This window comes from Pseudomonas sp. Leaf15 (assembly GCF_001421425.1).
Taxonomy (GTDB): Bacteria; Pseudomonadota; Gammaproteobacteria; order Pseudomonadales; family Pseudomonadaceae; genus Aquipseudomonas; species Aquipseudomonas salomonii.
Map to the genome: position 1 here is coordinate 266,071 of NZ_LMKI01000035.1, position 18,151 is coordinate 284,221.

The 18,151-nt window shown below is 60.9% G+C and carries 19 protein-coding genes; 4 read left to right on the forward strand and 15 right to left on the reverse strand.

What is annotated here, in order from left to right:
• Positions 1-119 precede the first annotated feature (119 nt).
• Positions 120-1,013, reverse strand: a complete 894-nt coding sequence (locus ASE80_RS27035; RefSeq protein ID WP_056861619.1) for an AraC family transcriptional regulator — start codon at positions 1,011-1,013, stop codon at positions 120-122.
• Positions 1,014-1,194: 181 nt separating this feature from the next.
• Here ASE80_RS27035 and ASE80_RS27040 point away from each other — a divergent pair, with 181 nt between their 5' ends.
• On the forward strand, positions 1,195-2,247 hold the full coding sequence (locus ASE80_RS27040) for an NAD(P)-dependent alcohol dehydrogenase (protein ID WP_017138342.1): 1,053 nt from the start codon (positions 1,195-1,197) through the stop codon (positions 2,245-2,247).
• Here ASE80_RS27040 and ASE80_RS27045 read toward each other — a convergent pair whose 3' ends face one another.
• The 6 genes from ASE80_RS27045 to ASE80_RS27070 all read right to left on the reverse strand — a co-directional run bounded on the left by ASE80_RS27045 (position 2,248) and on the right by ASE80_RS27070 (position 8,173).
• The gene (locus ASE80_RS27045; protein WP_056861620.1) at positions 2,248-3,051 is read right to left on the reverse strand and encodes an IclR family transcriptional regulator; all 804 of its coding nucleotides are present in this window, start codon (positions 3,049-3,051) and stop codon (positions 2,248-2,250) included.
• 182 nt (positions 3,052-3,233) lie between these two features.
• Positions 3,234-4,199 carry an L-arabinose ABC transporter permease AraH gene (gene araH, locus ASE80_RS27050; protein ID WP_056861621.1) on the reverse strand — a complete coding sequence of 322 codons (966 nt, stop codon included), beginning with the start codon at positions 4,197-4,199 and terminating at the stop codon, positions 3,234-3,236.
• Between the two features lie 19 nt (positions 4,200-4,218).
• Complete coding sequence (gene araG / locus ASE80_RS27055; RefSeq protein WP_056861622.1) at positions 4,219-5,718, reverse strand: L-arabinose ABC transporter ATP-binding protein AraG; 1,500 nt, start codon at positions 5,716-5,718, stop codon at positions 4,219-4,221.
• Positions 5,715-6,695 (reverse strand): substrate-binding domain-containing protein, encoded by a 981-nt coding sequence (locus ASE80_RS27060; RefSeq protein ID WP_056861623.1) that lies wholly within the window; start codon positions 6,693-6,695, stop codon positions 5,715-5,717. Before ASE80_RS27060 ends, araG begins: the two co-directional genes overlap by 4 nt.
• 22 nt (positions 6,696-6,717) lie before the next feature.
• Positions 6,718-7,539: an SDR family oxidoreductase gene (locus ASE80_RS27065; RefSeq protein WP_056861624.1), complete on the reverse strand. Its 822-nt coding sequence runs from the start codon at positions 7,537-7,539 to the stop codon at positions 6,718-6,720.
• Between the two features lie 154 nt (positions 7,540-7,693).
• Positions 7,694-8,173, reverse strand: coding sequence for a GNAT family N-acetyltransferase (locus tag ASE80_RS27070; protein WP_056861690.1), 480 nt, complete (start codon positions 8,171-8,173; stop codon positions 7,694-7,696).
• A gap of 187 nt (positions 8,174-8,360) precedes the next feature.
• On the opposite strand from ASE80_RS27070, the gene ASE80_RS27075 reads away from it, so the two are divergent.
• From ASE80_RS27075 to ASE80_RS27085, 3 genes are all read left to right on the forward strand, one after another.
• Entirely contained in the window at positions 8,361-9,557 is a 1,197-nt protein-coding gene (locus ASE80_RS27075) for an MFS transporter (RefSeq protein ID WP_056861625.1), read from the forward strand.
• 85 nt (positions 9,558-9,642) lie between these two features.
• Positions 9,643-9,969 (forward strand): hypothetical protein, encoded by a 327-nt coding sequence (locus ASE80_RS27080; protein WP_056861626.1) that lies wholly within the window; start codon positions 9,643-9,645, stop codon positions 9,967-9,969.
• A gap of 51 nt (positions 9,970-10,020) precedes the next feature.
• A complete protein-coding gene (locus ASE80_RS27085; RefSeq protein ID WP_056861627.1) occupies positions 10,021-10,287 on the forward strand; it encodes a hypothetical protein in 267 nt (88 codons plus the stop codon).
• A gap of 119 nt (positions 10,288-10,406) precedes the next feature.
• Here ASE80_RS27085 and ASE80_RS27090 read toward each other — a convergent pair whose 3' ends face one another.
• The 8 genes from ASE80_RS27090 to ASE80_RS27125 all read right to left on the reverse strand — a co-directional run bounded on the left by ASE80_RS27090 (position 10,407) and on the right by ASE80_RS27125 (position 17,847).
• Positions 10,407-11,324 (reverse strand): PfkB family carbohydrate kinase, encoded by a 918-nt coding sequence (locus ASE80_RS27090; protein ID WP_056861628.1) that lies wholly within the window; start codon positions 11,322-11,324, stop codon positions 10,407-10,409.
• A complete protein-coding gene (locus tag ASE80_RS27095; protein ID WP_056861629.1) occupies positions 11,317-12,783 on the reverse strand; it encodes a purine-cytosine permease family protein in 1,467 nt (488 codons plus the stop codon). The genes ASE80_RS27090 and ASE80_RS27095 overlap by 8 nt, the downstream gene beginning before the upstream one ends.
• 192 nt (positions 12,784-12,975) lie before the next feature.
• Positions 12,976-13,977 carry an ADP-ribosylglycohydrolase family protein gene (locus ASE80_RS27100; RefSeq protein WP_056861630.1) on the reverse strand — a complete coding sequence of 334 codons (1,002 nt, stop codon included), beginning with the start codon at positions 13,975-13,977 and terminating at the stop codon, positions 12,976-12,978.
• Positions 13,974-14,687 carry a GntR family transcriptional regulator gene (locus ASE80_RS27105; protein ID WP_056861631.1) on the reverse strand — a complete coding sequence of 238 codons (714 nt, stop codon included), beginning with the start codon at positions 14,685-14,687 and terminating at the stop codon, positions 13,974-13,976. The genes ASE80_RS27100 and ASE80_RS27105 overlap by 4 nt, the downstream gene beginning before the upstream one ends.
• 71 nt (positions 14,688-14,758) lie before the next feature.
• A complete protein-coding gene (locus ASE80_RS27110; protein ID WP_056861632.1) occupies positions 14,759-15,319 on the reverse strand; it encodes a DUF1285 domain-containing protein in 561 nt (186 codons plus the stop codon).
• Between the two features lie 19 nt (positions 15,320-15,338).
• Positions 15,339-15,944: a DUF4823 domain-containing protein gene (locus tag ASE80_RS27115; RefSeq protein WP_056861633.1), complete on the reverse strand. Its 606-nt coding sequence runs from the start codon at positions 15,942-15,944 to the stop codon at positions 15,339-15,341.
• A gap of 125 nt (positions 15,945-16,069) precedes the next feature.
• On the reverse strand, positions 16,070-17,038 hold the full coding sequence (locus ASE80_RS27120) for a GTP 3',8-cyclase MoaA (protein WP_056861634.1): 969 nt from the start codon (positions 17,036-17,038) through the stop codon (positions 16,070-16,072).
• 140 nt (positions 17,039-17,178) lie between these two features.
• Entirely contained in the window at positions 17,179-17,847 is a 669-nt protein-coding gene (locus tag ASE80_RS27125) for a TetR/AcrR family transcriptional regulator (protein ID WP_056861635.1), read from the reverse strand.
• Positions 17,848-18,151: the final 304 nt, after the last annotated feature.

The following is an 18,151-nucleotide window of genomic DNA, read 5'->3' on the forward strand; positions in this document are numbered from 1 at the left end:
GGCACAGATCCAATGTGGGAGCTGGCTTGCCTGCGATAGCGGTGGGTCAGCTAAAGATTGGTTGACTGATACTGCGCTATCGCAGGCAAGCCAGCTCCCACAGTTTTGACCGCGTGGTGTCAGGCGACCCGTTCTTCACCTGGGTTACGCAAGAAGTAACGCTTATATTCCCGACTGAACTGCGATGTACTCTGGTACCCCACGTTATGCGCCGCCTGCGCCACGCCCAAGCCTTCCACCAGCAACAACTGCTGCGCCTTTAACAACCGCAGGCGCTTCAAATACTGCACCGGCGATAACAGCGTGCAACGCTTGAAGTGCTCGTGAAAGGTCGACGCACTCATATGCGCATACCCGGCCAATGTCTCAATGTTCAGCGGCTCGGCGTAATGGGCATGCAGGTGATGCAACGAGGTGGCAATACGTGAGAATTGCCCTTGTTGTTCCACCAATGCACGCAGCACATCCGCCTGTGGCCCGCGCAATGCGGTAAACAACACTTCCCGGACCCGCGCCGGGCCCATGATCCGGCTTTCCAGCGGATCGTGCAGGCACTGCAGCAGCCGCTCGACGCTGCCGCGCATTGCATCATCGAGCATTACCGAGCTCATGGACTCCAACGTCTGCGCCGTCGGCGGCGGCCCGGCCTGCATGCCCATGGCCATGACCAATTCACCCAGCACCACGCGATCAATCCCCACGGTGACCCCGTACAGCGGCGCGTCGGGCGCCATGGCAAAGGTCTCGCATTCAAACGGCACCGGCATCGCCTGGATCAGGTAATGCCCGGCGCCATACTCCAGTGTGCGCGGGCCCAGATAGGCGACTTTGCTGCCCTGGGCCACAAACATCAGGCTCGGCTCATAGATCTGCGGGCCGCGTGCCACGTCGCAACTGGCGCGCAATACCTTCACGCCGGGCAGGTACGTCGGGGAGAAACCGTCGCAGGGCGTGAGGTCCTCAATCAAGGCAACCAGCGTGGCATTGGCATCGAGATGGCGGGTCAACAACATGGCAAAAAACTTCGTTAAAAAGGGATAAGTGCATCATCGCAGGTCTGAGCGCGCATGAATCCAATCACAGGGCACTCCCGGACGAATAGGCATGAGGTTCGGAGCAATCGCCATAGCCGCATCCCGGCCCAGCGCGGAAAATGCGCCACCTCCCTAGTCAATTCTTTTGCGAGGTTTCTGCATGTACACCGCCATCGGTTATGCCGCCCAGTCGGCCACCACTCCCCTCGCCCCCATGTCTTTCGAACGCCGCAGCCCGCGCGCCGACGACGTAGCCATCGAGATTCTCTACTGCGGCGTGTGCCACTCCGATATCCACCAGGCACGCAACGAGTGGGGCATCGCCGTGTACCCGCTGATGCCGGGCCACGAGATCGTCGGCAAAGTCACCGCCGTCGGCGCCAGCGTGACCGCGCACAAAGTCGGCGACCTGGTGGGCGTGGGCTGCATGGTTGATTCGTGCCGCCACTGCGACGCTTGCCATGCGGACCTTGAGCAATACTGCCTCGAAGGCCCGACCATGACCTACGCCACCCCGGACCGGGTAGATGGCAGCAACACCATGGGCGGCTACTCCGACAGCATCGTGGTCAGCGAGCACTTTGTGGTGAAGATTCCGGCCAAGCTCGACCTGGCCAGCGCCGCGCCGATTCTGTGCGCAGGCATCACCACCTACTCGCCGCTCAAGCACTACGGCGTCAAGGCGGGCGACAAAGTCGGCGTGCTGGGCATGGGCGGCCTGGGCCACATGGGCATCAAGTTCGCCAAGGCCATGGGCGCGGAAGTGACGCTGTTCACCCGCTCCGCGAGCAAGGCTGAAGAAGGCCGTCGTCAGGGCGCCGACCACGTGATCGTGTCCACCGATGCCGAGCAAATGAAAGCCGCCGCTGGCAGCTTTGATTTCCTGCTGGACACCATTCCGGTGCAGCACGACCTGAACCCCTACCTCGACGTGCTGCGCTTTGACGGCGTGCATATCCTGGTCGGTTTGATCGAGCCCGTCGACCCGCCGGTCAATGCCGCCAAGCTGGTGCTGGGCCGTAAAGTGCTGGCCGGTTCGTTGATCGGCGGCATTGCCGAAACCCAGGAAGTGCTGGATTTCTGCGCCGAGCACAACATCACCTGCGACATCGAAATGCTCGATATCCGCCAGATCAACGAGGCTTACACCCGCATGATCGCCGGTGATGTGAAGTACCGCTTTGTCATCGACATGGCGACCTTGAAGGCCTGATCAGGCCTTCGCGCCCAACTCCGCAGACAGCCGCGCTGCGACCTGTTTGATCACAGGGATCAGCTCGGCCATCTTTTCCAGCGGCATGTAGGGCACGGTACTGGCGATGCTGATGCCGGCGACGATTCGCCGGCTGGCATCGCGCACCGGTGCCGCCACACAACGGATCGACGGTTCGTTGTCTTCCAGGTCGAACGCATACCCGCCCACCACGTATTCGCGCATGCGCTGCTCGAACTGCGCCCAGGATTGCTCCGGGTGCAACGGCCATTGCTGGCTCTTGCCTTCGGCGGGCAGGCTGGCTTCATACAGGCGCTGCCATTCCTGCACAGAGTCATCCAGCAACATTGCCTTGCCCACGCCGGTGCGCGCCAACGGCATGCGATGGCCGACTCGCGAGCGCATTTCCGGGCCGTAGCGGCCGGGGTTCTTGTGCAGGTAGAGCACGTCGTCGTATTCACGAATCGCCAAGTGGATGGTGTCGCCGGTCAATGCCGACAGTTCATCCAAATACGGCACCGCCAGGGTCACCAGCGGCAGTTCGTCACGGGCCTGAAAACCCAGTTCGATCAGCTTCGGCCCGAGCAGATAACCCACTTGCGGCACCACACGCAGGTAACGCTCCTCCACCAGGCAGCTGGCCAGGCGGTGGGTGGTGCTGCGGGTGGTGCCGATGCGCTTGGCGATCTCTTTCAAGTCGCGCGCACCCGCCGCCACCGCTTGCACCACGCCCAGGCCACGCAGCAGGGTCTGGGTGCCGGTGGGGGCGGCGTCTTTGACGGGGATGTGGGCGTTTTCCTGCATATCGGGCCTATAAGTATGAAAGCGAGCGCATTATGGCAAATACCGCCCTGCTGAACAGAGGAGATCCACTGTGGGAGCTGGCTTGCCTGCGATAGCGGTGCATCAGCCTACAAATAATTAGCTGACCCACCGCTATCGCAGGCAAGCCAGCTCCCACATTTTGATCCTCATAAGGCCGGAGATTAGCGTTGCTTCATGCGGTCGATGATGACCGCCAAGAGCAGGATCGAACCCCGAATCACATACTGGTAAAAAGTGTCGATATTCTTCAGGTTCATCGCGTTCTCGATGATCGCCAGAATCAACACCCCGGCAATCACATGACGGATCATGCCGATACCGCCACTCAACGACACACCGCCCAGTACACACGCCGAGATCACCGTCAGCTCAAAGCCCTGGCCGATCATCGGCTGGCCCGAGGTCATGCGTGAGGCGAGGATCACTCCGGCCAGTGCGCCGATCAAGCCGTGCACGGCAAAGATGATGATCTTGGTGCGGTCGACATTCACCCCGGCCAGCAACGCCGCTTCCTGGTTGCCGCCGATGGCCATGGTGTTGCGCCCATAGGTGGTGTAGTTGAGCAGCCAGCCGAAGAACACAAAGCACAACACGGTGATGATGATCGGCACCGGCACGCCCATCAGTTGGCCGTTGCCGAACACGAAGAAGCGTTCGTCCATCACACCGACGGCTTTGCCGTTGGAGAAGATATAGGCCAGCCCGCGCACGATCTGCATGGTCGCCAAGGTGGTGATCAAGGCGTTGATGCGCAACTTGGCGATGACGATGCCGTTGATCAGCCCTACCACCAGGCCCATGGCCAGGGCCGCCGACACGCCGAGCACCACGCTGTCGGTGTCGCGGATCACAATCCCCGCGACCACGCCGGCACAGGCAATCACCGAGCCCACCGACAAGTCGAAGTGCCCCGAGGCCAGGCAGAACAGCATGGTGCACGCCGCAATGCCCACCGTCGAAATCGCCAGGCCCAGGCCGCGCATGTTCAGCGGCGAGAGGAAGTTGTCGATAAACAACGCGCTGAGCACAAAGATGCTCAACGCGGCGAGCAGCATCACCCAGTCATCGAGAAATTTGCGTTGGTTGAAGCCCGGCCAAAAGCCCTTTGCAGTTTTTACCTGTGACATACCTATACCCTCGAATTCTTCAAGCCCGCGAACGCGGGAGAGCCAGTTGCAACAGCTTCGCTTCATCCGCCTGGTCGCGGGTCAACTCGCCAGTCAGCGCGCCTTCACTCATCACCAGGATGCGATCAGAGATGCCCATCACTTCCATCAGGTCGCTCGACACCACAATCACCGCAATGCCACTGGCCGCAAGGTTATGGATGATCTGGTAGATCTCCGACTTGGCGCCGATATCGATGCCGCGTGTGGGCTCATCCAGCAGCAACACTTTCATCGGCATCGACAGCCAGCGGCCAAGAATGGCCTTCTGTTGATTGCCGCCGGACAGGTACATGATTTTCTGTTCGGCGTTCGGCGTTTTGACTTTCATGGCCGTGATTTGCTTGTCGGCATTGCCCTTCTCCCAGCCTTCACGCAACAGCCAGCCAAAGGTCGAATGCGCGCCACGCGCACTGATGTTGATGTTCTCGGCCACGCTGGACAGCGGGATGATGCCTTCCTTTTTACGGTCCTCCGGGCACAGCAGTACGCCGGCGGCGATGGCATCGCGTGGTGAATGCAGTTGCAGGGTTTGCCCAAACAATTCCAACTGCCCGGCCGTTGCGCGTTCCAGGCCACTGAGCAAACGAAACAGCTCGGTACGCCCGGCGCCCACCAACCCGAAAAGGCCGAGAATCTCGCCCTTGTGCGCCTGCAGGCTGACCGCTTCGCGCAAGCCAGGCCCAAGCAACCCCTTGACCGTGAGTGCCACCTCCCCTCGCTCACGCGGGCGATAGTCATAGATATCCTGAATATCGCGCCCGACCATGCAGGTCACCAGTTGGTCGTGAGTCAGTGTGGCCATGTCGTCAAACGTGCGCACATAACGGCCGTCCTTGAACACTGTCACCGCATCGCAAATACGGAACACTTCTTCCATGCGGTGCGACACATACAGCACCACTTTGCCCTCATCACGCAGGCGGGTGATGATCGCCATCAAGCGGTCGATTTCCCGCGCCGACAAGCTGCTGGTGGGCTCGTCAAAAGCAATCACATGGGCACCACGGGACAACGCCTTGGCGATTTCCACCAGTTGACGCTGGCCCAGCGACAAGCGCCCGAGCTTCTCTTGGGGATCGATTTCATCGGCCAGGCCTTTAAGGCACGCCAACGCCTGCTTGCGCAGCTGGCCGCCGTTGACCACGCCGAAACGTGACGGCAAATGCCCGAGAAACAGGTTCTCGGCCACGGTCATTTCCGGCACCAGATGCAGCTCCTGGTGAATCACCGCCACGCCGTTGGCGATGCTGTCGGCAGCGTTCTTGAACGCCATGACCTGCTCGCCGATCTGCACCGTGCCGCTGCTGGGCGTGTAGGCACCGCCGAGAATCTTGAGCAGCGTGGACTTGCCCGCGCCGTTCTCGCCCATCAGCGCGTGCACCGAGTGCGGCCGCGCCTCAAAGCTGATCTGCGCCAGCGCCTTGACCCCGGGAAACTCCTTGCCGATGCCGTTGAAACGCAACGCCGCGCCGGTCATTTCCACAGTCCGATTTTGCTCAACTCTTCCTTGAAGTTGGCGCGGGTGATGAGGGTTACGTTATCCAGGGCGGTGAACTTGGCAGGCTCGGTGCCTTTGGTGACCCACTCGAACATCGCCGTGGCGGTTTTGTAGCCGGATGCATCGGGGCTGAGCAGCATTGAGCCGTAGAAGCCGGTGTCGGTTTTCTTCAACTCTTCAATCGAATCAGTGCCGTTGATGCCGACGCCAATCACGTTGGCCGCCTTGAAGCCGGCGCTTTCGGTGGCGCGCACGCCGCCCAGCACGGTGCTGTCGTTCATGCCGCCGATGATCAGGTTTTTCGCGGTGCCCGGCAGCTTTACCAGCGCCGAGTTGGTGGCGTCCATGCTGCCTGGCACGTCGAGGGTTTTCTGTGCGCTGAACAGGATGTGGTCAGCGGGCAAGCCGGCAGCCTTGAGGCCTTCGACCGAACCGTCGGTGCGTTTCTTGCCGGTTTCCAGCTCGTCAAAGGTGTTGATGACGGCGTAGGTGTCCTTCCAGTCCCAGTTGCGATGCCTGGCTTCGGCGGCCATGGACTCGCCTTGTTTCTGGCCGATCTTGTAGGCATCAAGGCCCACATAAGGCACGTCTTCCATGGGCTTGCCCTTGGCATCGACAAACCGGTCATCCACCGCCAGCACTTTCAAACCGTTGAGTTTGGCCTTGGCCATGATCGCAGGGCCGAGGGACACGTCCGGCGGGCAGATCACAAACCCCTTGGCGCCGTTGGCGGCGAGGGTGTCGATGGCGGACAGGGTTTTCTCGCCGTCGGGCACGGCGATCTTGATCACGGTGAAGCCCTGGTCCTTACCGGCCTTTTCGGCAAAGGCCCATTCGGTCTGGAACCAGGGCTCTTCAGCCTGCTTGACCAGGAAGCCGATCTTCACTTCTTCGGCCGCTGCAAAACCGCTGAAGGCTACCGCCAGCGCCACGGCGCCTAACGTCTTCTTGAACATGAACCACCTCTCTTGATTGTTGTTAGTCGTGGTACATCACGGAACGCCCGCCATCGATCATCAGGCAGGTGGCGTTGATAAACGGCGCCTCGTCGGTGGCCAGGAACAGCGCCGTCATCGCCACCTCGACCGGTTGGCCGATGCGCTTGGGCGGGTGCAAATCGAAGGCGCGCTGGCGCTCGGCATGCGGGTCAGGGAAGCCGTTCCAGTAATCGACGTTGAGCTGGGTTTCGATATAGCCCGGCGCGATGGCATTCACGCGGATGCCTTTGGGCGCGTATTCGATGCCCAGGGCGCGGGTGAGGCCAAGCAGGCCATGCTTGGCAACCGGATAGGGAAAGCAGCCGGGAATAATGTGGCTGGAATGGGTGGAGGCGATGTTGATGATGTTGCCGATGCCCTGCTCGATCATGTGCGGCAGCACGGTGCGGCAGCCGAACCAGGCACCGTCGAGGTCGATGGCGAAGCAGCTGCGCCAGTCTTCGTCGGTCATCTGGAGCGGGTCACGGAACACGTTGACGCCGGCGCAGTTGATCAATACATCCACGCGCCCAAAGCGCTCGATGGCCAGGTTGACCAGCGCCTGCCATTGCTCTTTGGAGGTGATATCGACGCCCTGCGCAACGATTTCAGCACCGCGTTCGCGCCAGTGGGCGGCGACGTGCTCGACCTTTTCGGCCTGGATATCCGCAATCACCAGCCGTGCCTGCTGGGCCTGGAAGCAGGCGACGATCGCCTCGCCTATCCCTTGGGCGGCGCCGGTGATGATCACCACTTTGTTTTTCAGCCGCTCGCCATAGGTGGGTTCGGGCACGGCGGGTAATGACAACGGTTGGGGCTGCATCGCTTCACCTGTTTTATTTTTGGTAGTGAGTGCTGATGCCGCCGACTATAAACCCATCTTTTGAAATATCTCAATATATAAATTTGCATCCCATATAGTGAGACAAAACACAAAAAAAGTGGGAGCTGGCTCCCACCGTTGATCTTCAGTGCTTTCAGCCCTGGGCAAAATCGCGCAGTGCATGACCTTCCATGCGATAGCGCACCCACTCTTCCTGCGGCTGCGCGCCGATGGACTTGTAGAAGGCAATCGCCGGCTCGTTCCAGTCCAGCACGCTCCACTCGAAACGCCCGCAACCGTTGTCGCAGGCGATCTTCGCCAGGTGGCGCAAGAGCTTCTTGCCTGCGCCGCCGCCGCGTTGCTCGGGGTTGATGTAGAGGTCCTCGAGGTACAGGCAGTTGCTGCCCAGCCAGGTGGAGTAACTGAAGAAGAACACCGCAAAGCCAATCGGCAGGCCATCCCGTGAACAGATCAGGCCATGGGCGGTGGCGCCCTCGCTGAACAGGCTGCGCTCGATATCCACCACGCTGGCGATCACTTCATGGCGGGCTTTCTCGTATTCGGCAAGCTCGGTGATGAAGGTCAGGATCTGCGCAGCGTCGCTGGGCACGGCAGGGCGAATCTCGATGGTCATGGGCGGGCCTTGGGCAATGTCAAAGGCCACATACTAAGGCGCTTTGATGACTGATTGCAGTGCAATTTGATTACTCCGGCCACGCGTAAAGCAAGCACCACCAACCACAGAACAAACCCGGCACGCGCGCATGGTAAACAGTCGGCATAACGCTAATAACTCACGCTAATAAATTCCAGGTTGCCCCATGCATTCCACACCTGCGGTAAACACCAAGCTGTTCGCCCTGTTCTGCCTCGCCAGCTTCTTGTTGTCATTGTCCTACGGCTCGACGTTTTTATTGTCGTTGCTGATCCATTCGCGCGGCGGCAATGAACACGACGCCGGCAGCGTAATCTCCATGGCGATGCTCAGTACGTTCGTGGCGGTGCTGTTCTGCGGGCACTTGGCCGATGCCGTCGGTGCGGCGCGCGCGATTGCGGGCATGGGCGTATTGCTGGTGGTGGCGTGCCTGGGGTTTGCCCTGACACCCGGGTTTGGCCTGGGGTTGATGCTGTTCGGTCTGTCCCTGGGGTTGGGCTGGGGCGTGTTCTACACCCTGGGGCCGATCATCGTGACACTGCTGGTGCAACCGGCGCAGCGGGCCAGATATTTTGCGCTGCTGTCGGGCAGTATGTTGAGCGGAATCGGTGCCGGGCCTTTGCTCGGCCGCGCCGCCGGCGCGCTGGGCCTGCCGCTGACAGCGGCCTTCTATATTGCCGGTGTGGCCAGCCTGGTCGGCGTGCTGCTGTTCTGGCGAATGGGCGCCCACCTCAAACACCACGCGAATGCGCCCACCTCGAAGATTTCCTGGGCGTCGAGCCGCCGCGTGCTGTCATCCAAAGCCGCGTTTGCGATCCTGATGGTTGGCCTGGGCGGCTGTGTGTTTGGTGGGCTTTCATCGTTTCAGACCAGCTATGCCGCTGCGCATGGGTTGGACTATTCGCTGTTCTTCGGCGGCTTCCTGAGCGCCGCCATTACCAGCCGGCTATTGATCGCGGGCTACGTGGTCAAGCGCGATGCGTACGGGGCCGCCTGCGTGCTGTCCGGGATCATGCTCGGCTCGATCGCGCTGTTTGCGTTTGGCGTGAGCGGCAACCTCAGTTACCTGTTGGCAGCCGCCACGCTGGGCGTGGGTTATGGCCTTACGTATTCGGTGATCAATGGGCTGGTGGCCAATGAGGCGCCGCCTGGTACGACGTCACAAGCCTTGCTGCTGTTTAGCCTGGCGTACTTTGTCGGGGTGTTCGGCTTTCCGCTGCTGGCGGGCAAGCTCATCGTCGATTACGGCTTGCCGACGCTGCTGGCAAGTGTGCTGGGCGTGGCCTTGTTCAACTGGTTGATCACGGTGGCGCGATTGATCTGGCGCCAGCGTTCGGCACACAAAATCTTACAGGTGAGTTAAGACCGTTCGTCGCCATCAAGGCACGAACCGCAAACCGGGGCGGACCAATAAGGGGTAAGGACATTAATCATATGGAGACACCCTCATGAAGAATTCCAAGTTTGCTGCCCTCGCCCTCACCGGCCTGCTGTCCGCCGCTTCGTTGAGTGCAGTTGCCGCCACCTCGTCTACCGGCACCACCAACCCTGCTACCAAGGAGTCTCAGGATTCGATGGGCACAGGGATGGAAACCAACGGTGGCGCGATTATCGATAACGGCGCAGACCCTCGCACCAAAGGCGCCGACACCCAACGCCAGGCACCGGCTGCCGTCGGTAACGGCAAAATGGGCCCAGGCGTTAACAATGAACCCAAAATCAACAAAGGCGATGACAGCAACATCCCGGGCGCCCCGAAACAACCTGCGCCTTGATGCATCGATAGCCGCACCGACACCCGATCATTTCCCAGTGAAGAGGTACGCATGAACGTCGATAGAAACCTTGAAAAAGAAGTCCTCACCCGCCTGCTGCACGCCCACCCCAACGGCCTGGGCAAGGAGGTGCTGGATAACTACCGCGGCGAAAAAAAGGTCGCCAGTGTGCTGGCGTTTTTGCAGGACCGCGGGTTTATCAAGGATGGGCATGTGACCACCGACGACGCCGGTGAATACTCGTTGAACCTGCCGATCAAGCTGACCGCCTCGGGTGTTGACGAGGCGCGTAAGCTGGAAGGCGAAGGCACGGTTTAAGCTAGACGAAGATCAAGTGTGGGAGCGGGCTTGCCCGCGATGGCAGTGTGTCAGCAGCCGATGTAGTTGCTGGCCCACCGCTATCGCAGGCAAGCCAGCTCCCACATTTTTATTTATGTTTAATCAGCCAGCAATGCGTCGACTTCAGCACTCCCAGGCGACGTCGCCGGACCCCAGCGCGTGACCGCCAGCGCCGCCGCCGCATTGGCTCGACGCGCAGCCACTGCAGGGGTTAAACCCTCGGCCAGCCCGGCCAGAAACACCCCGGCATGGGCATCACCCGCGCCGTTGCTGTCCACCGCCTGCACCTTGAAACCCGGCACATGCTCGGCCCTGCCGTGGCGACTCACCCAGCAGCCATTCGGCCCATCACGCACCACCAATAATGCTTCGGCCGACAGGTGACGATTGAGTTCGCGCAGCGCTTCGGCCAGCGTACCGGCCCCGGTAAACGCCAGGGCTTCGGGGCCATTGCTGGTCCAGATGTCGATGCGCGGCAGCAAGGCGACCATCAATGCCGAATCCGGCGCCTTGACCAACGGCCCCGGGTCGAACACCACGGTGATCTCCCGTGGCAGCGCCAGCAACCAATCAAGCAGCGCCTGGGCCTTGCCGTCGAGTAACAAGCTGTAGCCGCTGACGTAGACATAATCGTCTGCGCGCGGCACCACGCCTGCCAGGTCCTCTGCGCTCAAATCCCCTTCAGCGCCGATATGCGAAATGAACGTGCGCTCGGTGCTGGCTTCGGTCAGCGACACACACAAACCGGTGTCCTTGCCCTCGCTGGCCGCCTGGGCCATTTCCACGCCTTCGGCCTGCATGGCGGCGCGCGCCAGGTCGCCGAAGCGCCCGCTGCCATGGCGGCCAAGGTAAACCACCGGCAAACCATTGCGCCGGGCGGCAGCCATCACGTTGAAGCCCCCGCCGGCTTCGAAACTGGCGGATTTTGCCAGCACATCGCCGCCGGTAGCAGGCAGTGTGTCGAGGGCCATGACCAGGTCGACGATGACCTGGCCGGTGTGCAGCAATCTAGACATTAGCGCGCTCTACCAAAGCCGGACGACGGTCAGCTGCGCCGCCCAGTACCGCATAAATCCCACCGGCCACCAGGAAGGTGACGATCCAGCCCAGACCGTTGTGGCCCAGCCAGGAGTCGGACAACGGGCCGGCGAACCAGATGTTTTCGGCAGTGGTGCCGATGGTGGTGAAGCTGAAACCCAGCACGATCGCCACGGCCCAGGCGCCGAATGCACGCCATTCCACACCGCCGCGATACCAGTAGGCGCTGCTCGGGCTTACGTCCAGCAGGTCTTTGGGGCTGTAGTAGTGACGGTGAATCAGGTCGACCACAAAGATCCCCACCCAGGCGGTGATGGGCACGGCCAGCAGCGAGATGAAGGTGATGAACGGGCCGTAGAAACTGTCCGCAATCAACATGAAGTAGATGGAGCCGGCGAAGATCGCCACGATGTCGACGATCACCGCATGCACGCGTTTGACCTTAAGGCCCAAGGTCAAGGTGGTGAGACCGGCCGAGTACACCGAGAGATTGTTGGAGAGCAGCAGCCCGCCGAACGCGGTGATCAAGTACGGCACGGCCATCCAGGTCGGCAGCATGTCGCGGATCGCGATGATCGGGTCGGTGGCCGACGCCAGGTCGTTGTTGCCCACCGACAGCAGGCCGCCGAGGGTGATCAACAGCACCAGCGGAATGCCCGCACCAAAGGCGGCAGACGCCACCAGGCGCACGGCCTTGACGCTGCGGTGCTGGTAGCGCGACATGTCGGCACCGGCGTTGGCCCAGCCGATACCGGTACCGGCGGCCATGGTGCCGACGCCGATGATCATGGCGCTCAGTGGCGCCGGAGTGGCGTTGAACACCGCGCTCCAGTCGATGGTGGCACAGAGGAAGCCGCCCACCAGGATATTCAACGCGCCGAACACGTAGGTGGCCCACTTCTGGATCACCAGCAAGGTGGCGTGGCCGAGGCCGGATACAGACAAGGTCAGCAGCACGAAAATGCCGATAAAGATCAGCGTAAGCACAGGCGCGCTTTTGGCTTCGACCGGCGAGCCAAACAGGATCGAACACAATGACAGCAGCACAAAGGCGGCGGTGGTGGTGTTGACGGTTTCCCAGCCCAGCCGCGACATCAGCGAGACCAGCGTGGGGCCGATGTTGCCGCGCACACCGAAGATGGCGCGCGACAGCGTCAGGCTTGGCGCCCGGCCGCGACGGCCGGCAATCGAGATGATGCCAACCACGGCGAAGGAGCCGGCGGCGCCGAGGATCGCCACAATGATCGCCTGCCAGATTGCCAGGCCACGAAACGCCACCAGGGTTGCGCCGAGCGGCAAGCCGAGGATGCTGATATTGGCGGCGAACCACACCCAGAACAGTTGCAGCGGGTGGCCGTTGCACTCGCCTTCGGGGACCGGTTCGATGCCGCGTGTTTCCAATTGCCCGGCACTTTGGCCGGAAGAAGTGCTGCTCATGAGGGGTGCTCCTGGTGCCTGTATTGTTGTGGTTGTGGCAGATAGTCAAAGCTTTAATCGGTCGTCCTGACTCAAACACGATTTAATGTGGGAGCTGGCTTGCCTGCGATAGCGGTCTTTCAGTGAGTGCATCAGTGGCTGGCACACCGTTATCGCAGGCAAGCCAGCTCCCACATGTTTGCTTAGTGGTGTTCAGCGCAATGGCAGCAGCCCTTGAACCAACGCCTGCAAATCCAGGCCATTGACCTGCTTGACCTGCTCAATCATCGCCTCAGGCCAGCACTGCATGCCCAGGCACGCGCCCAACATCGCGCCCAGCATGGCGGCGATGGTGTCGGTGTCGCCGCCAAGGCTGGCCGCCAGGCACAGCGCCTCGAAGGCATTCATGTCGCCCACCGCCACTTGCTGGGCGAGGGCAAACGACACCACTACCGACTCTTGTGAGGCGACGGAGGTGCCGATCAGTTCGTAAAGCAGGTCGGCAAACAGGGCTTTGTCGCCGCTGCCGACGCTCAAGGTGCGCGCCCAACTGATGCGCGTGGAAATCCGCCCACCGGCAATCCAGTGGCCATGGCCTTCGGCCTGCTGGGCGAGCTGGGTGCCGATGTTCAGCGCTTCACCCAAATCCACACCGTTGATACCGGCCGAAACCACCGCCGCCACCGCCGCCGCGCTGGAGATGCCCAGGTTGGTGTTATGAGTGACCTGGCAGGCCTGGATCACCGCCTGGATAAACCGCGCCGGGTCGCTGACGTCGGCGGCAATACCGACCGGCGTGATGCGCATCGCAGCGCCATTGGTGGTGCCGTAACGCCCGGATTCTTCCGGGGTGTGGCCGGCGAGGATCATATCGATAGCGCGTTTGGTCGATGGCCCCAGCAAGTCCTGGGAGCCTTTGGCGCGCATCGCCGCTTCCCAGTCGATCAGGCGCTGGGCGAGCACCGTGGGTTCGATTTTGCCCCGCCCTTGCACCAGCAACTCACCGACCAGGATCGCCTGCTCGGTGTCATCGGTGATGGAGCCGGCCGGCATGTTCGGCGCGATGGGTTGGTCGGCGCCAGCCGCTTCCAGAGTGGTGATGGCCCCGAAGCGCTGCTGCACCTGCTCGCGGCTCAACGACTGGGTGGGCATGCCCAATGCATCGCCCAGGGCCAGGCCGTAAAAGGCACCGAGGGCACGATTTTGCGCGGTCATTTCGAAGCTCCAAACTGCAGGTGCAGGCGAAAATGCAAAGGGTCGAGCAAGCTTTCGACATGCTCCATGAGGCGCTCGCGGCGGTCGTAGGTGGTGCGCGAGGCTTTGAGAAACACCGTACCGGCTGGGCGGCCGAGCAACTCGGCGTCTTCATCGCTCAAGGGCTCGGCACCGATCCACTGGTCCCCTTCGGCGCCCACGTAGCCGTAGGCGGCCAGGGTGATGGTGAGGGAATTATCGATCAGGCCGACACGCGGCAGGCTTTCCAAGCCGCCGGTGGCGGGCATCAGCGAACGTTCCAGAGACACAGCGGTGCCATCGGGGGTGCGCCGACGGCGGTCGAGGGCGATAAATTGGTCGCTGCCGAAACGGCTGAGCAGGTCCGGTCGCGTCACGGCTTCCAGGCGCAGGATGTCGGTGATGACCAACGCGCCGGTATCGGCCAGCGCCTGTGCCCAGCCGCTGCGTTGATCGAGCGCCATGCCGTCAAAGGTGACGATGGAGCCGACGCCGCTCTGCGTGGCGATGTAGTTGCGCCGTTTGAGCTCCGCCAGCGCTTCGCGCAAGGTGCCACGGCTGACCGCAAACTCCTCGGCCAGTTGATGCTCGCCCGGCAGCAGGACGCCGTCGGCCATCACTCCACCTTCGATACGGCGGATGAGTTCGTCGACAACGCGTTTTTTCTTATCAAATCGGACATGTCTAATCATGTACAAATTGATAACCGAAAGCGCCCGATCTCAGCAAGCAAAATTATTTCAGGGTGATGAAAAAATTGGCCTCAAGGCTCCAGGCCAATGCGGAAAAACTCCCCGCCGCTCCATACGCCAAGCCAGTTCTGACCGTTGATCGGACGGCTGACCGCCAACTCGACCAATTGGTAAAACACGTTGCGATGCACAAGGGCTTCAAGGTTGGCGCGCACTCGCAGGTAAGGCGCGGGTTCTTGGGTGATCGGGTCGATCACCACGCGCAAGGGGTGTTCAAGGCCCGCTTCAATGTCCTCGTCGACATTGGTGGTAAAGCGCAGCACCTGGCTTTCGCCCTGCCCTTCGACTTCCAGCGTTACCGCGACAAAGGGCGCATCATCGACGCTGATGCCGACCTTTTCCACCGGAGTGACCAGGAAATAATCATCGCCATCGCGGCGGATGATGTTGGAGAACAGCTTGACCATCGGCTTACGCCCGATCGGCGTGCCCTGGTAAAACCAGGTGCCGTCACGGGCGATGCGCATGTCGATGTTGCCGCAGAAATCCGGGTTCCATAGATGTACCGGTGCCGGCCCCCTGCCCTTGGGCAGTTGAGCCAATAAGTCATTGGCCTTGGCGGAATCGGTCATAGGGTTCTCCTCTGGATTTTTATTGATCCCCCATCCCCAACAGGCCGCGGGCGTATTGGGCCAGCGGGCGGGCAATCAAGTCTTCTGGCTTGTTGTCGTGGAACGTCAGTAAACCGCCACGACTGCGAATGCGTGCAGTATCAATCAAATACTGGGTGCTGGTCTCGATCAACATGATCTGAATCACACCGTTGTCCAGGCCAACACGGTCCAACGCTTGCTGGTCGGTCCACTCATCGGCATTGCCGATTCGGTCATCGGCTGCCGCAAAGCGGCAATACAGCAGGTAATGAGCGCCCGCCGCACGGGCTTCGGCCATGGCCTGTTCGAGGCCTTCCGGCTTACGGGCGCGGCGCACCATCGGGAAATATTCGACAAAGCCGTTGAAGGCTTCTTCGGCCACCACGTTGGGACGCGGGTAGGCGCTGCCGGGCGGCACAAAGGCGCCCTGGGCGATAAACACAAAGGAGTCCGGCTGTATGCGCACCGAGGCGGTACGGCGGGTATCACTGTGGTCCAGCAGCCCGGCGTCGCTCATCTGATAGCGGGTGCCTTCGGCCATATCGCTGACGGTCATGCAGCCACTCAGCGCCACTGACGCCAGCAACAAAACCAGACTACGCATCCTAATCCTCCAGAAGCCGGTGACGGAAAACCGGCGAATGGGCACTTAATGCAGAATCCGCGCCATTCAAGAAGGATGCATAACCAAATGTGGGAGCTGGCTTACACATTGGACTGGGTGCGGTTTTAGCCGCCGATGATCTTCATGACCGTGGCGCCGCCGGAGAAGGCCACTTCCTGCTTGTCACCCAAGGCCTTCATCAACAGCCCTTGCAAGGCCGGCAGTGCCTGATGGCGCGGTTGGTCCAGCAGGTCGCCCACGTAGTGGCGGTTGCTCGACGACAAACAGCCATGCAGCCAACCGGTCGACGACAAGCGCAGGCGCGAGCAGGTGCGGCAGAACGGCACGCTTTCGTTGGCGATCACGCCAAAGAAGCCTTTGCCCGGCACTTCGTAGCGCACCGCCGTGGCATCAATCGGCGCGTTGGCTTGCAGGTATTCGTGATGCTCGCCGATCAGGCTGAGCAGTTGTTGCAGGCTGACAAACTGCTGCAGGAACGCATTGGAATCCTTGGCCAGATGGCCCATGCGCATCAGTTCGATAAAGCGCAGCTCGTAGCCACGCTCCAGGCAGTAGTCGAGCAACGGCATCACCTGGTCGAGGTTCTGCCCGCGCAACGGCACCATATTGACTTTGATCTTGATGCCAGCAGCGCGGGCCTGGTCCATGCCATCAAGCACGGTGGCCAGGTCGCCACCACGGGCGATGCTGCGGAAGGCGTCAGCATCCAGGGTATCGAGGGACACGTTGATGCGCCGAATACCCGCGTCGACCAGCAGTGGCAACTTGCGCGTCAGCAGTTGGCCATTTGTCGTCAGGCTGATGTCACTCAGGCCCATGCCGCCCACAGCGCCCATAAAGGCTTCCAGCTTGGGGCTGACCAACGGCTCTCCGCCGGTGATGCGCAAGCGCTCGATGCCGGCCGCTTCGATCAGATAGGCCACGCCACGCGCCATGGCCTCGGCCGAGAGTTCGTCCTGGGCAGCCACCAGCCGCTTGCCGTTAGGCACGCAGTAGGTACACGCGTAATTACAGGCTGAGGTCAGGCTGATCCGCAAATTGCGAAATCGCCTGCCTTGACGATCAACGATCATGGAACACTCCGGCAGAGGATGGTTCAGGCGCGCTAAAAGCTGACTGAAAAATCAGCTTTTAGCAAGCGTCCTTGCCTGAGTATATTCCTGGGGTACTGCAAGCGGCAGCAAATCATTGCGCCATCACTGTCGGGAATGGCTTAAACAGCAGGAGCGTCGCTGCCCTTGGGCTCAGCACTCGGCAGCTCAGTGCTGTGCTTGCGCTTGTTGCCCATGCGCACGCCGATGTCCATCAGGAACTGGAAGAAGCCTTCCTGATCTTCCAGCACATTGCTCCAGAACGGCGAGTGGTACAGCGCAACGGCGCCATGTACCAACGCCCAGGCGGCGCAATAGTGGAAATACGGCGGCACGTCTTCCAGCTTGCCTTCGCTGATGCGGCCCTTGATCAGCAGGGTGAGGCGCTCGAAGTTCGAGGCGCGGATCTTGTGCAGCTCCTCGACCATTTCCGGCACTTGATGGCCCTTGACCACCTTTTCTTCCAGGCGGTCAAACAGGCGGTAGCGCTGCGGGTCACGCATGCGGAACTCGAAATAGGCGCGTGACAGCGCCTCCTTGTCCTTGTCCACATCAGCCGAATGCAACAGCTCGTTCAAATCGCGCTCGTAGTCGAGCATCAGCCGCAGGTAGATCTCGGCCTTGGATTTAAAGTGTTTATAGATCGTGCCTTTGCCGATACCCACGGCATCCGCAATCATCTCGACGGTGACGCTGTCTTCACCTTGTTCGAGGAATAACTTGAGTGCAGTGTCGAGAATTTCCTGCTCACGGCGGCGAAACTCACGGACCTTACGGGGTTCTTTGTGCATGAGGAAGAGGTCTGCAGAGGTCGGAATTAGGGAGGGTTACGCGGGCCACGACTTCATGGCGATACGATTTACCCGATGCGAGGGATTATCCCGACTGAACGGTCGTTGGGCAACGCCTATGTGAACCCACCACGCACTTTAGTTTCAGCGCGCCAACGAATGGATGGATTTCAGTCAGAAACAATACATCACAATGGCAGCCGTGCTTGCGCTCAATGAGAACTCAAGCGAAGCGCGCGTATTCCAAATCTGTTTAAAAAACGATCAATCGCGACTGGACTGAATCGGATACTGATCAATACTT